Annotated in this window: 18 protein-coding genes; 14 read left to right on the forward strand and 4 right to left on the reverse strand. The window is 32.9% G+C overall.

The window, feature by feature from the left end:
• Positions 1–98 precede the first annotated feature (98 nt).
• From tpiA to EB819_RS06780, 4 genes are all read left to right on the forward strand, one after another.
• On the forward strand, positions 99–860 hold the full coding sequence (gene tpiA / locus EB819_RS06765) for a triose-phosphate isomerase (protein ID WP_069798013.1): 762 nt from the start codon (positions 99–101) through the stop codon (positions 858–860).
• Between the two features lie 652 nt (positions 861–1,512).
• Positions 1,513–2,340 (forward strand): 50S ribosomal protein L11 methyltransferase, encoded by an 828-nt coding sequence (gene prmA / locus EB819_RS06770; protein WP_069798016.1) that lies wholly within the window; start codon positions 1,513–1,515, stop codon positions 2,338–2,340.
• A 109-nt stretch (positions 2,341–2,449) separates the two neighbouring features.
• Positions 2,450–5,107 (forward strand): alanine--tRNA ligase, encoded by a 2,658-nt coding sequence (gene alaS / locus EB819_RS06775; RefSeq protein WP_069798018.1) that lies wholly within the window; start codon positions 2,450–2,452, stop codon positions 5,105–5,107.
• Between the two features lie 129 nt (positions 5,108–5,236).
• Complete coding sequence (locus tag EB819_RS06780) at positions 5,237–7,690, forward strand: DUF5686 family protein (protein ID WP_069798020.1); 2,454 nt, start codon at positions 5,237–5,239, stop codon at positions 7,688–7,690.
• A 147-nt stretch (positions 7,691–7,837) separates the two neighbouring features.
• Here the strand turns inward: EB819_RS06780 and EB819_RS06785 are convergent, their stop codons facing one another.
• On the reverse strand, positions 7,838–8,125 hold the full coding sequence (locus tag EB819_RS06785) for a thermonuclease family protein (protein ID WP_074650969.1): 288 nt from the start codon (positions 8,123–8,125) through the stop codon (positions 7,838–7,840).
• Positions 8,126–8,400: 275 nt separating this feature from the next.
• Between EB819_RS06785 and prfB the strand changes: the two genes are divergently transcribed.
• Both prfB and EB819_RS06795 read left to right on the forward strand, forming a co-directional pair.
• Complete coding sequence (gene prfB, locus EB819_RS06790) at positions 8,401–9,513, forward strand: peptide chain release factor 2 (RefSeq protein WP_069798022.1); 1,113 nt, start codon at positions 8,401–8,403, stop codon at positions 9,511–9,513.
• A 65-nt stretch (positions 9,514–9,578) separates the two neighbouring features.
• Entirely contained in the window at positions 9,579–9,887 is a 309-nt protein-coding gene (locus EB819_RS06795; RefSeq protein WP_069798024.1) for a hypothetical protein, read from the forward strand.
• Positions 9,888–9,907: 20 nt separating this feature from the next.
• On the opposite strand, the gene EB819_RS06800 is transcribed toward EB819_RS06795, so the two are convergent.
• Together EB819_RS06800 and EB819_RS06805 are read right to left on the reverse strand one after the other, a co-directional pair.
• Positions 9,908–10,567: a VTT domain-containing protein gene (locus EB819_RS06800; protein ID WP_069798026.1), complete on the reverse strand. Its 660-nt coding sequence runs from the start codon at positions 10,565–10,567 to the stop codon at positions 9,908–9,910.
• A 5-nt stretch (positions 10,568–10,572) separates the two neighbouring features.
• The gene (locus EB819_RS06805) at positions 10,573–11,205 is read right to left on the reverse strand and encodes a VTT domain-containing protein (RefSeq protein WP_069798028.1); all 633 of its coding nucleotides are present in this window, start codon (positions 11,203–11,205) and stop codon (positions 10,573–10,575) included.
• 120 nt (positions 11,206–11,325) lie between these two features.
• On the opposite strand from EB819_RS06805, the gene dnaG reads away from it, so the two are divergent.
• The 7 genes from dnaG (at position 11,326) to EB819_RS06840 (ending at position 17,139) form a co-directional block, all read left to right on the forward strand.
• The gene (dnaG, locus tag EB819_RS06810) at positions 11,326–13,242 is read left to right on the forward strand and encodes a DNA primase (RefSeq protein ID WP_069798030.1); all 1,917 of its coding nucleotides are present in this window, start codon (positions 11,326–11,328) and stop codon (positions 13,240–13,242) included.
• Positions 13,243–13,291: 49 nt separating this feature from the next.
• Positions 13,292–13,591: a nucleotidyltransferase family protein gene (locus EB819_RS06815; protein ID WP_069798032.1), complete on the forward strand. Its 300-nt coding sequence runs from the start codon at positions 13,292–13,294 to the stop codon at positions 13,589–13,591.
• The gene (locus EB819_RS06820) at positions 13,584–13,922 is read left to right on the forward strand and encodes a HepT-like ribonuclease domain-containing protein (protein WP_069798034.1); all 339 of its coding nucleotides are present in this window, start codon (positions 13,584–13,586) and stop codon (positions 13,920–13,922) included. Before EB819_RS06815 ends, EB819_RS06820 begins: the two co-directional genes overlap by 8 nt.
• Positions 13,923–13,929: 7 nt before the next feature.
• Entirely contained in the window at positions 13,930–14,604 is a 675-nt protein-coding gene (clpP, locus tag EB819_RS06825; protein WP_069798035.1) for an ATP-dependent Clp endopeptidase proteolytic subunit ClpP, read from the forward strand.
• 245 nt (positions 14,605–14,849) lie between these two features.
• On the forward strand, positions 14,850–15,086 hold the full coding sequence (locus EB819_RS06830; RefSeq protein ID WP_069798037.1) for a hypothetical protein: 237 nt from the start codon (positions 14,850–14,852) through the stop codon (positions 15,084–15,086).
• A 117-nt stretch (positions 15,087–15,203) separates the two neighbouring features.
• Positions 15,204–16,673: a M28 family metallopeptidase gene (locus EB819_RS06835; protein WP_069798039.1), complete on the forward strand. Its 1,470-nt coding sequence runs from the start codon at positions 15,204–15,206 to the stop codon at positions 16,671–16,673.
• Positions 16,674–16,752: 79 nt separating this feature from the next.
• On the forward strand, positions 16,753–17,139 hold the full coding sequence (locus EB819_RS06840) for a four helix bundle protein (protein ID WP_069798040.1): 387 nt from the start codon (positions 16,753–16,755) through the stop codon (positions 17,137–17,139).
• A 112-nt stretch (positions 17,140–17,251) separates the two neighbouring features.
• Here EB819_RS06840 and folP read toward each other — a convergent pair whose 3' ends face one another.
• Complete coding sequence (gene folP / locus EB819_RS06845; protein WP_069798042.1) at positions 17,252–18,097, reverse strand: dihydropteroate synthase; 846 nt, start codon at positions 18,095–18,097, stop codon at positions 17,252–17,254.
• A gap of 68 nt (positions 18,098–18,165) precedes the next feature.
• Between folP and EB819_RS06850 the strand changes: the two genes are divergently transcribed.
• Entirely contained in the window at positions 18,166–19,170 is a 1,005-nt protein-coding gene (locus EB819_RS06850; protein ID WP_069798044.1) for a glycosyltransferase family 2 protein, read from the forward strand.
• The last annotated feature ends 25 nt before the right edge of the window (positions 19,171–19,195 follow it).

Genomic DNA, 19,195 nt, shown 5'->3' on the forward strand with positions numbered 1-19,195 from the left:
CATTAAAACTGATTCAATTCATACCCTCAAATTTCTGTAAATCTTTAAAAATTCAGAAATTTGTAAAAATTTAAATTTAACCTCAACACTTTATAAAAATGAGAAAAAACATCGTAGCAGGAAACTGGAAAATGAACAAAAATGTGATTGATGCTCAGCAATTAATGGCTCAATTATTAGATTATAAAAAAGCAAACGCTACCAACTGCGAAGTTTGGATTGCACCGCCTTCATTGTACTTAATGATGGCAAGAGATATTTTCGAAAATAACGAAGTTGGTGTTTTTTCACAAGACATGAGCGAATACGAAAGTGGCGCTTACACCGGTGAAATTTCTGCAGATATGTTGCAATCTATCGAAGCGGACGGTTCTATCATCGGACACAGCGAAAGAAGACAATATCATGGAGAAACCGATTCTCACTGCAATAGAAAAGTAAAATTGGCTTTAGATAAAGGTTTAACTCCTATTTATTGCAACGGAGAAACTCTAGAACAAAGAAAAGCTGGTCAACATCTTGAAGTGGTGAAAAACCAAACTGAAACTGCTCTTTTCACGCTTACTGCTGAAGAAATTAAAAAAGTGGTAATCGCTTACGAACCAGTTTGGGCAATCGGAACTGGCGAAACAGCTTCTCCAGAACAAGCGCAAGAAATTCACGCACACATCAGAAGTTTAATCGCTGCGAAATACGGACAAGAAGTAGCTGATGAAATCTCTATTCTTTACGGAGGTTCTGTAAAACCAGACAATGCGAAGGAAATTTTCTCTCAGCCAGACATTGACGGTGGTCTAATTGGTGGAGCGGCTTTGAAATTAGAAGATTTTTCTAAAATTATTGAAGGTTTTAATCAATAAGAGCCAAGTAAAAATAGCCAAGTAAAAAGTAGAAGTCGGGAATTATTCTCGGCTTTTTTTGTAGCACACGTTTTGGGATTTTTCCACTTTTCTACACGCTGTCCGTTGCAATCTTTTTAAAAATTTTGCCAGCACACAACCCTTTCTGCGTTCAAACGCAAAAAGGGTAACCTTACAAAAATTTTAAAAAAGGATTTCCACTACCATCGTGGCTAAAATTCACGGGCAGTTTATCTTTTCACTTTTCTAAACTACCCCGTCTTCAAAAATTATAAATTTTTGAATCCACCCCTTCAAAGAAGGGGAATTTTGTGAACGTTCAAAACTTTGAAAACAATCGACGCTCGCTTCGCTCGCGCCGAAAAAAAACTTCCAAAAGCGAAGCGTCTCAAAAATCTCAAAACTTTTTTGTGAACTTTGTAAAAATCTTCGTGAACTTTGTGTTACAAAAAAATCATTTACTTTAAAAACATAAGACTTCCAAAAGCAAAGCGTCTCAAAAATTTAAACAAACCTTATCCACGTTGTGACAAACTTGGAAAACTTGGTGTTACAAAAAATTTACGAAAAAACTTTACCCTATTACGTAAAACAAATTCCGTAGATTTGCAAATCTCGTAACCCGAATCTCGTAACTCGAAACAATAAACAAATGCAAAACTATACAGAATTCAACTTCAAAATACAACCGCTAGAACCTTGGAATGAAATCTTAATGGCAGAACTTATCGAAATAGGTTTTGACAGTTTCACCGAAGAATTAGAAGGCATTTTGGCTTATATTCCAACGGATTTGGTCAACGAAGAGAATTTCAAAACTCTAGAAATTTTCAATAACGAAAATGTGAAGATTTCTTACACTTTCCAAGAAATGCCGAACATCAACTGGAACGAAGAATGGGAAAAAAACTTCTCTCCAATTAATGTAGAAGACAAAGTTTTAATCAGAGCAGAATTCCACGAACCAAATCCTGCGATGGAAGAAATCATTATTCAGCCGAAAATGTCTTTCGGAACGGGACATCACCCAACTACGCATCTCATGATTCAGCAAATGCTGGAAATGGATTTCAAAGACAAAAAAGTTTTGGATATGGGTTGCGGAACATCCGTTTTAGCGATTTATGCCAAAATGAAAGGCGCAAAAGATGTTCTCGCAATTGATATTGACGAATGGTCAGTTGAAAATTCTAAAGAAAATGCTGAAAGAAACAACGTAGAACTCAGAATAGAATTGGGAACGGTTGAAAATTTAGGCAAAGAAAAATTTGATATTATTTTAGCGAATATCAATAGAAATATCTTGATTTCAGACATCCCAACTTACGTAAAAGATATGAACCAAGGCAGCGAATTATTGCTTTCTGGCTTATGTTTCTTTGATGTAGCAGATATTTTGGAAGTTTGCACAGAACAAGGTCTTAAACTCAAAAACAAACAACAGCGCGAAGAATGGTGCAGCTTGCTTTTGGAAAAATAAATTTTTAGAAAAACGCTCAAATGAATTTGAGCGTTTTTTTATTTCCACATCATGTTCAAAATCATTAAATTTGCGTTTTTACAAAACATATATAGAAAGCATTATCAATATGACTTCACAAGAAATACGCCAACAGTTTTTAGATTTTTTCAAAAGCAAAGGACACTTAATTGTTCCTTCTGCTCCAATTGTGCTGAAAGATGACCCTACTCTGATGTTTTCCAACTCTGGAATGACGCAGTTTAAGGAGTATTTCCTTGGTTACAAAGAACCAAAAGCACCTAGAATTGCCGATACTCAAAAATGTTTGAGAGTTTCCGGTAAACACAATGATTTAGATGATGTAGGTCGTGATACGTATCACCACACCATGTTCGAAATGTTGGGAAACTGGAGTTTTGGAGATTATTTCAAAAAAGAAGCCATCGATTTTGCTTGGGAATTACTGACAGAAGTTTATAAAATTCCAAAAGAAAACCTATATGTAACCATTTTTGAAGGAGACGCTTCAGAAAATTTAGAGCGCGACCAAGCTGCTTATGATTTCTGGAAAGCACACATTTCAGATGACAGAATTATCAATGGAAACAAGAAAGATAATTTCTGGGAAATGGGCGAATCTGGACCTTGTGGACCTTGTTCAGAAATTCACATAGACCTACGTTCTGAAGAAGAAAAAGCAAAAACTCCAGGAGTTCAGTTGATTAACCAAGATCATCCTCAAGTTGTAGAAATTTGGAATAACGTATTCATGGAGTTCAACAGAAAAGCTGATGGAACTCTAGAAAAACTTCCTGCGCAACATGTAGATACAGGAATGGGATTTGAGAGACTTTGTATGGCGTTGCAAGGTAAAAAATCTAATTATGACACCGATGTTTTCACTCCGCTGATTGCAAAAGTAGAAGAACTTTCTGGCAAAAAATATGAAGGAATTTTAGAAAACGAAAAAGATATTGCGATTAGAGTTGTGGTAGACCATATTCGTGCGGTTGCTTTTGCCATTGCAGATGGTCAGTTGCCTTCTAATGGTGGTGCTGGTTACGTAATTCGTAGAATTTTGAGAAGAGCGATTTCGTATTCTTACAGATTTTTAGATATGAAAGAGCCTTTCTTATATGAATTGGTGGCTGTTCTTAAAAATCAAATGGGCGCTTTCTTCCCAGAAATTGTGAAGCAAGAAAAATTGGTGACCGAAGTGATTAAAGAAGAAGAAAATTCTTTCTTAAAAACCATCGAACACGGTTTGGTTCGTCTAGATCACATTATCAAAGATACCATTGCTAAAAACGAAAAAGTATTACCTGGAGCCGAAGTTTTTGAATTGTATGATACTTATGGTTTCCCTGCCGATTTATCTAGAATTATTGCAGAAGAAAAGCAATTAACAGTTGATGAAAAAGGCTTTGATGAAGAAATGGAGAAACAAAAACAACGTTCTAAAAAATCATCTGCGCAAAAAGTGTATGACTGGGTAATTTTAGAAGAAAAACCAGAAACGTTCGTAGGATATGACCAAACTTCTTCTGAAACTTATATTACAAGATATAGAAAAGTAGAAAATAAAGACGGAGAATTCTTCCAAATTGTACTGAATAAAACGCCTTTCTATCCTGAAGGTGGTGGTCAGGTTGGTGACAAAGGAATTCTTATCCCAAGTTATGCAGAAGGTTTTGACCTTACTAATCCTGCTGCTTTTGACAGAGAAAATTCAACTGAAATTTTAGAAGTTTTAGAAACTAAAAAAGAAAATAATCTGATTATTTCTTTGGTGAAAGAATTGCCAAAAGATGCTGGAGCGCTTTTCTACGCAGAAGTAAACACCGCAGACAGAAAAAACACTCAAGCGAATCACTCAGTAACACACTTGTTGCACGAAGCTTTGAGAGACGTTTTAGGAACTCACGTAGAACAAAAAGGTTCTTATGTAGGTCCAGAATATTTGCGTTTTGACTTCTCGCATTTTTCTAAAATGAACGAAGAAGAATTAGCTTTGGTTGAGGAAAAAGTAAATGCTAAAATCAAGGAAAACATTCCATTACAGGAATTCAGAAATATCCCGATTCAGGAAGCGCTAGACAAAGGAGCGATGGCACTTTTCGGGGAAAAATATGGTGACAATGTAAGAATGATTCAATTCGGAAGTTCAAGAGAATTATGTGGTGGAACTCACGTAAAATCTACTGGCGAAATTGGGCATTTTAAATTGGTTGCAGAAAGTTCTACTGCTGCTGGAATTAGAAGAATAGAAGCAATTTCTGGTGATAAAGCATCGGAATATTTCAAAAATTTAGAAAACCAACTGAAAGAAATTTCTGTATTGTTAAAATCTAAAGATTTAGTAAAATCTATCGAAAAATTGCTGGAAGAAAACGCAGCTCTAAAATCTGAAGTTGAAGCTTTGAAAAAAGAAAAAGCAAAAGGCGAAATTAATGATTGGAAAAACGCTTTCGTACAAAAAGGCGACAAACAATTATTGGTAAAACGAACTTCTCTTGACGCTGGTTCTGTAAAAGATATTGTATTCCAATTGAAAAAAGAAATTCCAAATTCTGTAACGATTGTGGTTTCTGACGCAGGCGAAAAACCAATGATTACCGTTGGTGTTTCTGCAGATTTAGAAGCAAATTATCATGCAGGAAATATCGTAAAAGAACTCGCAAAAGAAATCCAAGGTGGCGGTGGTGGAAACCCAGGTTTCGCAACTGCCGGTGGAAAAAACCTTGCAGGAATTGAAAATGCTTTGAATAAAGCAATGGAAATTTAATTTTACGAAAATTTAAAATATTTTAACCCTTTCAAGAAAATTGAGAGGGTTTTTTAATAAAAATTTGTGATTTTATGAGCCTTTGTGTAACATTTTAATCCATAGTTTTGTCTTATTAGAAAAAACCAAATGAAAAAAACTTTATCGGCGCTATTTCTCCTTATTTTTACTTTATATTTTTCTCAAAATCAACTTCAAGTTATCAATGCTAAAAATCAAAAAGCGGTGTACAATGCTGCTGTATATTGTGATGATGATTTGCTTGGAAAAACTGATGCAAATGGGAAATTAACTTTCAAAACCAAATGTAAAAAAGTAGAAATTTTTGCCAATAATTTTGAAGATAAAGAAGTGAGCGTACAAAAAGAAATGAAAGTTTCTTTGGCGCCAAGTAAAGAAAAAACGGGAAACATAGACAAAGTTATTCTCACCGATAAAAGCGACGCAAAAGCACTAAAAATCCTAGACGAATTCAATAAAAATTACAAAAAAAACAGTCCACAAGCATTAGATTCTTATCAATTCAAATCATACAGTAAAATTTCGATTGATGTAGATAAAGATTCACTTTCTACTTACAAAGAATTTTTAGCAAAAAGAGAAGATTCTCTGGCTAGAATTGAGAAAAGAACATTCAAACAAAAAGACAAAGAAAAGAAAGATTCTCTTCTAGGAGAAGATTTTGTGAATGCAACCAAAGAAAGTCAGTTTTTCCTTTGGGAAAAAGCTTCTGAACATAAATTTTCTAAAAAATATGGCGAAAAAACCAATATTTTAGACAACAGAATGTCTGGTTTTCCGAACCCAATTTATGAAGCTTTGGCATTGAACATTTCTTATCTCAATCGTATTCCAAGACAGTTAAGTCCAGAAAATCGCAACATTTATCGTTATTATCTTTCAGACACTATTGAAATTGACAATAGAAAAACTTATGTGATTAAATTCAAAGAAATCACCAATAAATTGAAGCAAAATCCGAGAAAATACAATGGTAAAATTCACATTGATGCAGAAAATTATGCTTTAAAAAAACTGGAAACCAGCAGTAAAAAACGAAACGAAGGAAGCGGAACCATCATTTGGAAACCTATTAACAATAAATGGTTTTTGGTTTCTGAAAACCTGAAAGTAAAAATGGGCGACTCTCGTTTTGAAACAGCCAAAAAAGACAGTGTGAAAAAAGACGAAAAGCAAAAGTTCAAAACCAAAAAATTTGGTAATTTTCTGTATGTAAAAAACCAATATTTTGATTTTGAAACCAATATTACTCAACAAAAAAGTGATTTTTCTGGCTATTCTTTAGAAGTGAAAAATGCTGACGGAAGCTTGCTTTCTCAATACAGAACCGATTCTCTAACTACAAGAGAAAGTGCAACTTACAACAAAATAGACACCCTCGTAAAAAAAGCAAATATTGAAAAGAAAGTGAGCCTTTTCACCAATTTAATGAAAGGAAATTTCCGTTATAAAATGCTGGATTTTGATTTAACAAAACTCATAAAATTTGATCAATACGAAGGTTTACGATTAGGAACTGGTGTAAAACTCAACGAAAAATTTTCTAAAACTTTTTCTCCCGATGCTTATTTTGGTTACGGTTTCCGAGATCACACTTGGAAATATGGAGCAGGTTTAGATTTCAAAATTTCACAAAAAAGAACTTCTATTTTCAGAATTCAATATTTTGATGATGTTTTTGCGGCAGGAAGATTTAGCAATAATTTGTGGGATAATTTCACAAAAATGCAAGATTTGGATTTAGATTTACATAACGCTAATTTTTATAAAAATCAACAAATCAGCACTTCATTTTTATATGATGTCACCAATTCATTAACTTTTAAATTAGCTTTAAATAAAGAAAAACAAAAAGCACTTTTCGATTATCAATACAAAAATTTTGCAAATAATTTCGAGAATTTCAGCACTACTCTATCTCTGAAATATTCGCCAAATGACAAAAATATAATGACACCTGGTGGAAAATATACTTATGAAAAAAAATTCCCACAATTTTTTGTGAATTTTGAAAAAGGACTAGAATCTTTCGGTGGAAAATTAGATTACCAAAGACTTGATGCTCTTGCTATTCATCAATTCAGAAGCAAAATAGGCGTTACCAATCTTAAATTTTTTGGTGGAATTTCTTCAGGAACAGCTCCTATTTGGAAAAATTTTGAATTGGCAGGACAAACAGACATTTCAACAGAAAAATTGCGAGGTAGAATTAATACGCCTTCTAATTTAGGTTTCGTAACGATGCCTTCTGGAACTTTTTACGCCGATAAATTTGTGGCTTTTCAGGTTTCTCAATTGCTTCCTTTCAAATTTAGAACTTTGGGGAAAAATCTATCTTCTTTGCAAATAGAGTATCAATCTGCGGTTGGAAATTTCAAAAATCCTGAAAATCATCAGTTTAATTTCCAAGTTTTAAATCATAATTATCAAGAAGTTGGATTGGTTTGGAATAGATTTTTGGGAACAGGTTTAGGTTTAGGATTTTCCTATAGATTAGGCTATTATCAAACTTCGGAGTTTAAAGATAATTTTGGATTACAGTTGAGATTTGTAAGTTTTTAGTTTAGCAAAATTTTTAAACCACAAAAGACACAAAAGAAATTATTTTAAATTTTAGTATTTCAAAAGAACAAAAAGACTTATTTGTTCTTTATTTGTTTGGAATTTTACTTCTTTAAAATTGGTTAAAAACTTTTGTTCCTTTTGTGGTTAATTCATTTTCCACAATCCCAATTTTTTATTTCTGGCAGATTTTTCAGCTTTGGTAAAAACTTCTACAAATTTTACATTTGGTGGAAATGTAGAAACCACAGCAAAACCATTTTCTACTAAATATTGATTGAGAAAAACTCCATTTTCTAAATAAACATAAGCTAAAACTCTTCCGTATCTGTCTGTTTTTTGAACATCAAAAGTCAGTTTCACCTTTTTGTTTTTTAAAAGTTGTGTAACGAAAATTTTAGCTTCGGTTCCGAAATATTCTTTACGAACTTTCACGCCTAGGTTTCTAGTTTCTGGCGCATCAATGCCAATTAATCTGATTTTATATTTTTCTGATGATGAAGTAGTGACTTAAAAAGTATCACCATCTGTAATTTTAGAAACTTTGTACCAAGTGTTTTCTTGTAATTGAGCTTGAGCAAAGAAAAACAGAAAAGTAAAAAGGAAAATGAGTTGGGTTTTCATTCCACAAAACTAGAAATTTTAAAAATAAAAACAGTGGCCTACAATCTAAATAAAACCTTATTTTTGCACATCTAAAGATTTTAGTTTTGATTACAACAGACCAACTTAAAGATACACAAAAACGCATCGAAGATTTGCATAAATTTCTTCAAATTGAAAAGAAGAAACTAGAAATCATCAACGATGACGAAAAAACGGCTGCTCCAGAATTTTGGGACAACCCAAAAGAAGCGGAAGGCTTCCTAAAACAACTGCGTTCTAAGAAAAAATGGGTGGAAGAATATGAAGAAATTCATACTCAGTTTGAAGATTTACAAGTTTTGGTAGAATTTGCCAAAGAAGATGCGGATTCTGAACAAGAATTAGATGAGCAATTCCCTCAATTAGTTGAAAAAATTGAAAATCTAGAGTTCAAAAACATGCTGTCTAATGAAGGCGATGAACTTTCTGCCGTGCTACAAATTACTGCAGGAGCTGGTGGTACAGAATCGTGTGATTGGGCTTCTATGCTCATGAGAATGTATCAAATGTGGAGCGAAAAACAAGGCTATAAAATCCGTGAACTGAATTACCAGGAAGGCGATGTAGCTGGTGTAAAAACCGTGACTTTAGAAATTGACGGAGAGTATGCTTTCGGATATTTGAAAGGCGAAAATGGAGTTCACAGATTGGTGAGAATTTCACCATTTGACAGCAATGCAAAACGTCATACCAGCTTTGTTTCGGTGTATGTTTATCCTTTGGTAGATGATTCTATAGAAATTAATATTAATCCAGCAGATATTAGCTTTGAAACCATGAGAGCTTCTGGAGCGGGTGGACAAAACGTAAACAAGGTAGAAACTGCAGTACGTCTTCGTCACGCTCCTACTGGAATTATTATTGAAAATTCAGAATCTCGTTCTCAGCTTCAAAACAAAGAAAAAGCGATGCAACTCTTAAAATCTCGTCTCTATGAAATGGAATTGGAAGAAAGAATGAAAGCCAGAAACGAAATAGAAGCAGGAAAAATGAAAATTGAATGGGGAAGCCAAATCAGAAACTACGTAATGCATCCTTATAAATTGGTAAAAGACGTGCGTTCTGGCTATGAAACTTCGGATGTTGATGGCGTAATGAACGGAAATCTCACTCCATTTTTGAAAGCTTACTTAATGAACGAAGGAACTGCGGTTTCTGATGATGATTTTGACTTGTAACATTTCTTCTGAAAAACAATGATTTATAAAAATTATTTTCTAATTTAGTAGCAAATTAAAGAAAGATGAAAAAATTGTATTTACCATTATTGTTGGCAATTTCATTTGTTTCTAAAGCTCAAATTTTAGATTCTACAAAAGTTGAAAAAGCAGCAGTTTATTCTTTAAAAATAGCAAATCCTATTGTAAACAAATCTTTGTTTTTTAAAGAAACTCAAAATGAAGGGAATGACATCCAAAGAAATTTGAATCAACTTAATTCAAGATTTACCGTTAATCCTTATCAAATTCCAAAAACCATTACCAATCCTAATGGTGTTGCAACGCCCAAACAAGCTATTATTTCGGGATTATTAAAAGGAATAACAAGATAAAAAAAAGGAAGTTTAAAAATTTAAACTTCCTTTTTCTTTGAAAAAAATATTTGTTTGATAAGCGGAATATTCGCCAAAATGATGATTCCCCAAATCATTAAATCTAAATTTTCTTTTACCCATTCTATTTTCCCTAAGTTGTAGCCTAACAATCCTATTACACCTACCCAAAGAAATGCTCCAATCATACTAAAACTTAGAAAAGTAGAATATTTCACTTTGGTAGAACCACATAAAAATGGAACGATTGTTCTAATTACGGGAACAAATCGGGCAATGATGATAGAGTTTTTTCCGTTTTTATCAAAAAAATCTTTGGCTTTTTCTAGATGTTTTTTCTTAATGAAAAAATCTTTTTCGCTGTTCATGATATAATCACCAAAGCGTTTTCCCACGTAATAGTTTAGATTATCTCCTAAAATCGCCGCGAAAATAAGCAAAGGAATCACCAAATATATATTAAGAGAACCTTCTTGAGCCAATAAACCAATGGTAAATATCAATGCATCACCAGGTAAAAATGGCATGAGAAAAGAAGCAATGATAAGACCTGTTTCTGCAAAAATGATTAAAAACAAGAAAACATACACCCAATTATGATACTTTTCGATAATCGCTAAAAGTACCTGATCAGGCTTGGAAACAAAATCTAAGAGGAAACTCCAAATGCTTTCTAACATCTATGCTATTTTCTTTTAATTGCTTTAAAGATAATAGGTAAAACTGAAATAAACACAATTCCTAAAACAAATTTTTCAAAATTTAATTTCACCCACTCAATATTTCCTAGAAAATATCCAAGCAAAGTAATAGAAGTCACCCAAATAAAAGCACCAGTAATACAGTACAATAAATAAGTTCTGTACTTCATTTCTCCCGCTCCTGCTACGAAAGGAGCGATGGTTCTCACAATTGGGATAAATCTTGCTAGAATTACTGTTTTTCCCCCATTTTCCGCAAAATATTTCTCGGTGTCTTCAATATGAGATTTCTTTAAAAAGAGTATTCTTTCTTTAGATTGAATAAAATCCCCGAATTTTTTCCCGATAAAGTAATTCAAATTATCTCCTAAAAGCGCAGCTAAAACCAATAACGGTATAATGGTATAAATATCTATTTGACCTGTTGTAGAAGCAATTAAACCCACTGCAAAAAGTAGAGAATCGCCAGGCAAAAATGGCATTACTACCACACCTGTTTCTACGAAAATCACTAAAAATAAAAATAAGTAAATATAAATACCATAGTCTCTAATAATTTCGGTAAGCACTAATAAGGGATTTCCTAAAAAATCTAGGATAAATTGTAATAATTCCATTCAGTTAATTTATATGACGACAAAGATAATATTTAAAAACAAAAACATCTGTTAAAGAATTCTAAAAAAATCAACAAAAAGCCATTAAAAAAGCTTAACTTATTTTTGTAATTTTACAAAATGATTTCTCAGAAGACCATAGATAAAATTTTCTCTACGATTCGAGTAGAAGAAATTATCGGTGAATATGTTCAGTTAAAACGTGCAGGCTCTAATTTTAAGGGCTTGAGTCCGTTTCATGAAGAAAAAACGCCGAGTTTTGTGGTTTCTCCCAGCAAACAAATTTGGAAGGACTTCTCCTCTGGAAAAGGTGGAACTGCCATCACTTTCCTCATGGAAATAGAAGGATTTACCTATCCTGAAGCGCTAAGACATGCTGCCAAAAAGTACGGCATAGAAATAGAAGAAGACCAAGTAGAATATTCTGAAGAGCAAAAAAAAGCTCAATCCGAAAGAGAAATTCTTTACAAAATACATGAAGTAGCCAACACTTTTTTCCAAGAAAACCTTTGGGAAACCGAAGAAGGAAAAACCATTGCACTCTCCTATTTCAAGGAACGTGAACTGCATGATGACATCATCAAAAAATTTCAATTAGGCTATTCTCCAGAAAAGAAAAATGCTTTTACAGAATATGCTTTAGCAAAAGGTTATGAAAAAGAAATTTTAGAAAAATCTGGAATTTCAATTTTCCCAGAAAATTCACCATCAGGAATTGACCGATTTCGTGAACGTGTAATTTTTCCAATACATAGTTTTTCGGGAAGAGTTTTAGGTTTCGGAGCCAGAATTCTGAAATCCAATGTAAAAACTGCCAAATATCTCAATTCACCAGAAACCGAAATTTACCATAAATCTAACGTTCTCTATGGTTTAAACCAAAGCAAACAAGCCATTTCCAGAGAAAATTTATGTTTATTGGTAGAAGGTTATATGGATGTGATTTCGCTTCACCAAAGCGGAATTGAAAACGTGGTAGCAAGTTCTGGAACTGCGCTTACAACGGAACAAATTAAACTCATCAAACGTCTCACCGAAAACGTAACCATACTTTTTGACGGCGATGCTGCAGGAATTAAAGCCAGTTTCAGAAGTATAGACATGTTGCTTTCTGAAGGAATGAATATTCGTGTGGTATTATTTCCTGATGGCGATGACCCTGATAGTTTTGCTAGAAAAAATCCTAGAGATTTTGTAGAAGATTTCATTAAAAATCAAGCGAAAGATTTCATTGATTTCAAAGCTGAAATTCTTTTAAAAGAAGCCAATAACGACCCTATCAAAAAAGCGGAAGCGATTAGAGATATTGTAAAATCTATTGGTTTCGTTTCTAATGCGTTAAAACAAGAGGTTTACCTAAAACAAGTTTCTACTCATTTTGGACTTTCGGAACAGTCGCTTTTTAATGAATTAGGCGTTCAGAAACAAGTGGTTCAACAGCAAAAACCTGCTGAGAAAAGAGAAGCAAATGTTGTAAAACTTGAAAAAGTTCAAGAATTTACAGAAACCATCAATCCTCTTTTGGTTTTAGAAGAAAAATTGGTAGAACTCATGTTGAAATTTGGTCAATTTAAACTGTTCAGAAAAACACCAGACAACGAAAATTACGAAACCACAGTCATTGAAGAAATCATTAATCATTTAGAAGAAGACCAATATCAACCTATTTCTCCTTTGAATAAAAGAATTATTGAAGAAATAAAAGCAGGAATCCAGCAAAATGAACTTCGTTCTAGTGATTTTTTCAAAACTTTCATGGATGAAGAAGTGGTGACAAAAACTGCAGATGCATTAATTAACGCTCATGAAACCAGCAATTGGGAAAAACATAATATCTACTTCAGCAAAGAAGAAGAATTGGTAGACAAAATTGTAAAAGATGTCATCATAAGACACAAAAGAGAATTTGTAGTAAAAATCATAAACGATTTAAAACACCAAATTTCAGAGGAAAATTCAGCAGAAACTTATCTAAAAATCATCAACCTCACAAAACTTAAAAACAAAATAGACGAAAATTTATTTAGAATTTTGTGACACTTTGGCTAAATTTGTAAAAAGGAACAGACTTTGAATAAAAAGAAGTATGAAGAAAATACAAATACATCAAAATGCAATCGCTCAACTTTGTAAAAAATACAATGTTGAAAAATTATATGTATTTGGTTCTATTCTTACAGAAAAATTTAATGACAATAGTGATATAGATTTTATTGTAAAATTCCATCAATTAGATTTATCAAAATATGCAGACAATTATTTTGATTTAAAATTTTCATTAGAAGAAATATTGAAAAGAGAAATAGATCTATTGGAAGAAAAATCCATTAAAAACCCATATTTTCTTGAAGTAGTTAATCATCAAAAGCAGCTAATATATGGATAAGGAAATACAAGTTTGGCTCTTTGATATTCTAAATTCAATTTTAGAAATTGAGAGTTTTGTAGATTTTGAAGAAACCAATTTTCAAGATTATTCTTCAGACGTTAAAACCAAACGTGCAGTAGAAAGAAATTTAGAAATAATAGGAGAAGCAGTAAATAGAATTTCTAAAAAAGATGAAAATTTAGAAATTACTGATAAAAGAAAAATCATAAGTGTAAGAAATAAAATTATTCATGGATATGATCAAGTTTCAGATGAATTAATTTGGTCTATTATTACACAGTATTTACCTGTTTTAGAAAAAGAAGTTAGACAATATTTAAACGAATAACAAATTTATGGACATAAAAAAAGAATTCAGAGATTTCTCTGTAAAACATTTAGGAAATAGCGGATTAGCAACTGACCAATACATGGGAATTTTTAACCCAACCAATCTTACGCCTTACATCATGGAAGAACGTAGAATGAACGTAGCTCAAATGGACGTTTTCTCTCGTCTCATGATGGATAGAATCATCTTCTTAGGAACAGGGATTGATGACCAAGTTGCCAATATTGTAACCGCTCAGTTATTATTTTTAGAAAGTTCAGACCCTTCTAAAGACATTCAGATTTACATCAATTCTCCTGGTGGAAGCGTTTACGCGGGATTAGGAATTTATGACACCATGCAAATCATCAAACCAGATGTAGCTACTATTTGTACAGGTATGGCTGCTAGTATGGGCGCTGTTTTATTAGTTGCTGGTGAAAAAGGAAAACGTTCTGCGCTTAAACATTCTAGAGTGATGATTCACCAGCCAAGTGGTGGCGCTCAAGGTGTGGCAAGTGATATGGAAATCAACCTAAGAGAGATGCTAAAGCTTAAAAAAGAGTTGTATGACATTATTTCTGCACATTCTGGTCAGTCTTACGAATGGGTAGAAAAAGCATCAGACCGTGATTATTGGATGACTTCTTACGAAGCCAAAGAATACGGAATGGTAGACGAAGTTTTAGAGAAAAAATAAAATTTTCCGAAATTTTTTAAAATATAGAGAACGTGCTTTTAGTGCGTTCTTTTTATTTTTTTATGGCAATTTTCGCAAATTTTCCTTTGCAAAATCCATTTCAAAAAATTTGCAAAACCAGGCTGTCCGTTGCAATTCCTCGTCTCGTCTTTCAGACGAGACTGCGGGATTTACACTTCCATCCTTATTGCAAGACTTCGTTACAAATTCACTATTTTTACCAAAAATTTAAGATTTTACCCAAAATGAAAGTTATCCAAATAAAAGCCAAAGATTTTTTTGAATTTATAAAACTGAAAGACACTTCTATGTGGGAAATTTTCTCACAAATGATAGACGGAGAAGAAAAAGAAATCATCTTCCTAGACGAAAACGAAAAAATACTTTTCAATTACATTCTTCCCCAAAATTTAGAAAAATTAGAAGAAGACCGAAAAACCTTTGCCAAAGAATACACAGATAAAATCTCTAATTTGAATTAAAAAGATAGCGCTCCTACGGAGCGCCCTTTTTTTTCACCATTTATTTTCTACACATATATCATTCCTACGGAATGTAAATTCAAAATTAATTCTCTAAATTCGTGAAAACTTTCGGTTATGAATTTAAAAAAATCCTTTCTAATATTAAGTATTCTATCGCTTAATCTTTTCAACGCTCAATCTTACAAAAAACCTTTGGTTTCTGCTATTACAGAAAAAGATTTAAAAACTGATATGTACCAAATGGCGGCAGACCAATTTTGGGGAAGAGAAGCAGGAACTTTAGACGAACTGAAAGTTTCGATGTGGTTTGCTGATAAAATGAAAGAAGCAGGCATGAAACCAGCAGGTGATAACGGAACATTTTTTCAGTTTTTTGACATGTATCGTCATCAAGTTTCACCGCAGAGTTCTGTAAAAATTGGAGATAAAAACCTCAAAATTTGGAAAGACATATTGGTGCAAGATGTTACCGATAATAATTTTACCGCTCCAGTTTTGTATTTAGGAAAAATAGAACCTCAAGATTTGGCCTCTAAAAATATTGCAGGTAAGGTAGTAGCTCTGAAAGCTTCAGACCTCAACGTATCTAAAGAAATGACTCTTTTTGAAAGAAGATATCCTGGATTTATCAGAACAAAATATTACAAAACCATTTCTCAACTTGGCGCAAAAGGAATTATCTTCATCACAGATGATATTTCAGACAAAAGTTGGATAGAAGTTCTGCCACAAATGACCAGAGGAACTTACGGTGTAGAAGGACTGAGAGAAAAAGTAGATGTAGGAATTCCCGTTTTTTGGATTAAACAAGAAAACGAAAATTGGGTAAAAAACAATCCTGAAATTACATTAAACATCCAAACCGAAACCTATAAATATCCTTCCGTAAATATCATCGGAAAAATTGAAGGAACAGATCCTCAATTGAAAAAAGAATATGTTCTTTTGAGCGGCCATCAAGATCATGATGGCATTCGTCATCCTGTAAAAAATGACACGATTTACAATGGTGCAGATGATAATGCAAGTACTTGCGTAGCAATGTTGGCAATGGCAAGAGCTTATAACAAACAACCTTCTAAACGCAGTATTTTATTCGTAATTCACGGCGCTGAAGAAAGAGGTTTATTGGGTTCTCGTTGGCATGCTGCACATCCTGTAGTTCCGAAAGAAAGCATTGTTGCTGTGCTAAACGGAGATATGATTGGAAGAAATGACAACAACGAAGCAGCACTTTTGGGTAGCGAAGTTCCTCACAAAAACTCTGAAGAATTGGTAAAAATGGCTCTTGACGCTAACAATGAAAGCACGAAATTCAAATTTTTGAAAGCTTGGGATTTGCCAGAACATCCAGAATATTTCTATTTTAGAAGTGATCATCTTCCGTATGCAAAAGCAGGAATTCCTGCGTTATTTTTCACCAGTGTTCTGCACTATCAATACCACACTCCACAAGATGAATCCGAAAATATTAATTTCAAAAAATTATATAAAATGACGGAATGGATGTACAGAACTTCTTGGAAAGTTGCCAACGAACCAGAAAAACCGAAGTTGATTAAAGATTTTAAACTAGAAAGATAATTCCTAAATGGGAGAATTGGAGAGTTGTAGAATTGTAGAGTGGGAGAATTATTGTAGAAAGTTTTAATTATATGAGAATATGGCTATTATAAAATATCATACTGAATTAAAAGTTTATCAAAAATCTTTTGATGTTGCAATGGAAATTTTTAAGATTTCCTTTAAATTTCCAATTGAAGAAAAATATTCACTAACTGATCAAATTAGACGCTCTTCTCGTTCTGTTTCTGCAAATATATCAGAATCTTGGGGAAAAAGGAGATACCCTAAATCATTTGTTTCAAAATTAACAGATGCAGAAGGAGAAGCAAGAGAAACACAAACTTGGCTGGAGTATTCATTTCATTGTAACTATATTACAGAAGAACAATTCAGAATATTTAATGAAAAATACAACGAAATCATTGCAATGATAATTTATATGATTAACAATGTAGAAAAATGGACAAACTTCACCTCTAAATAATAAAAACTCTCCGATTCTACAACTTTCCAACTCTCCCACTCTACAACTCTACAACTCTCCGATTCTACAACTTTCCAACTCTCCCACTCTACAATTCTCCCATTCTACAACTCTACAATTCTCGCACTAAATTTCTCGTTTCAGCAACATCGTGAACTCTTAAAATTTTCGCACCTTTTTCTAAAACTTTTCGGTGCAGATTTTGGGTTTCTTCGTTAATTTCTGTTGGGTGTTTCCCTAGAGGTTTGTAGATAAAAGATTTTCGAGAAATTCCGATTAACAAAGGAAATTTCTCGAAACCAATATGTTGAACTTCATCAATCATTTTGTATTGATCTTCAATGGTTTTTCCAAAACCAAAACCTGGATCTAGAATCACATCATAAATCCCTAATTTTTGTAATTCATTAATTTTCTTTGAAAAAGAATAATTCAAACTTACAATTATATCTTCGTAATGAATTTTTTCGTGCATATTTTGGTAAGTAGAATTGCTATGCATCAAAATATAAGGCAATTTTGTTTCTGCTACCGTTTTCAACAAATTATCATCAAAATCACCGCCAGAAATATCATTCACCACATCCATTCCTTCATTATATCCGAATTTCACTACGTCTGCATAAAAAGTATCAATAGAAATTAAAGCTTCTGGAAATTCTTTTTTAATTAAAGAAATAACATTACCAATTCTTCTGATTTCTTCTTCTGCAGAGAGATATTCAGCATTCGGACGAGTAGATTGCGCTCCAATATCTATGAAATCTGCTCCATCTTTAAGCAATTTTTCGGCATGAAGAAGTGCTGATTTTTCGTTGTTAAACTTTCCACCATCCGAAAAAGAATCTGGAGTAAGATTAAGAATTCCCATAATTTTGGGAGTGTTTAAATCTACTAATCTACCATTGCAATTGATAGAAAAGTTAGTATGTTGAATGCTTGATGCAGGAATGATCATTTTGCAAATTTATAGAATTTCTTGGTCTAAATTTATTCAAATACGTTTGAAACCACTATTTTTGTTGAATGCAAAAAACCATTTCCATTGTAGTCGCAATTTTCAACAGAAAAGACGAATTATTCGAGCTTTTGAACTCTCTTATTGCTCAAACCGATAAAGATTTTGAAGTCATCATCGTAGATGATGGTTCGTTCGTAGATTTAGTGCCTACTGTGGAAACTTTTAAGGAAATGTTGAATATTCAATATTTCAAAAAAGCGAATTCTGGACCTGGTTTATCTAGAAATTACGGAGCAAATCGTGCCAAAAATGATTGGTTGGTTTTCGTAGATTCTGACGTCATTGTAGAAAAAGATTACATAGAAAATATCAAAAAAAATCTAGAAAAAACAGATTGTGCAGCTTTTGGTGGCGCAGACAAAGCTCACAAAGGTTTCAATCTTTTACAAAAAGCCATCTCCTACTCTATGACTTCGGTTTTTACAACTGGTGGAATTAGAGGAAGCAAAAAAGCAGTGACCAGATTTCAACCAAGAAGTTTTAATATGGGCGTAAATAAAGAAATTTTCCTAAAAATTGGAGGTTTCTCTGAAATGAGAATTGGCGAAGATCCAGATTTATCGATGACGATTTGGGAAAACGGTTACCAAACTGCTTTTTTTGACGATATTGGCGTTTATCACAAACGCAGAACAGATTTAGGAAAATTCTCAAAACAAGTGTATCAATTTGGTTGTGCAAGACCTATTCTAAACCAGAGACATCCCAATTATGTAAAACCAACTTTTTGGTTCCCTACATTATTTTTATTGGGTTATGTCGCAGGAATTTTAGAATATTTCCTTTTACAAAAAGGTTTTGTTTTGGCATGTTACGGTTTTTATACTTTGGTCATTTTTGTTCATGCTTTGTATTTGACTAAAAACATTGCTATTGCTGCACAAGCGATTATTACCACTTACATTCAGATGTTTTCTTACGGTTACGGATTTTTAGAATCTTGGGTTAAGCTGAATGTATTGAAAATGAAACCAGAAGATGCTTTCCCGAAACATTTTCATCAAAAATGATTTTTAACACTTCTTCGGATTCTAA

It is taken from the genome of Cloacibacterium normanense (assembly GCF_003860565.1).
Taxonomy (GTDB): domain Bacteria; phylum Bacteroidota; class Bacteroidia; order Flavobacteriales; family Weeksellaceae; genus Cloacibacterium; species Cloacibacterium normanense.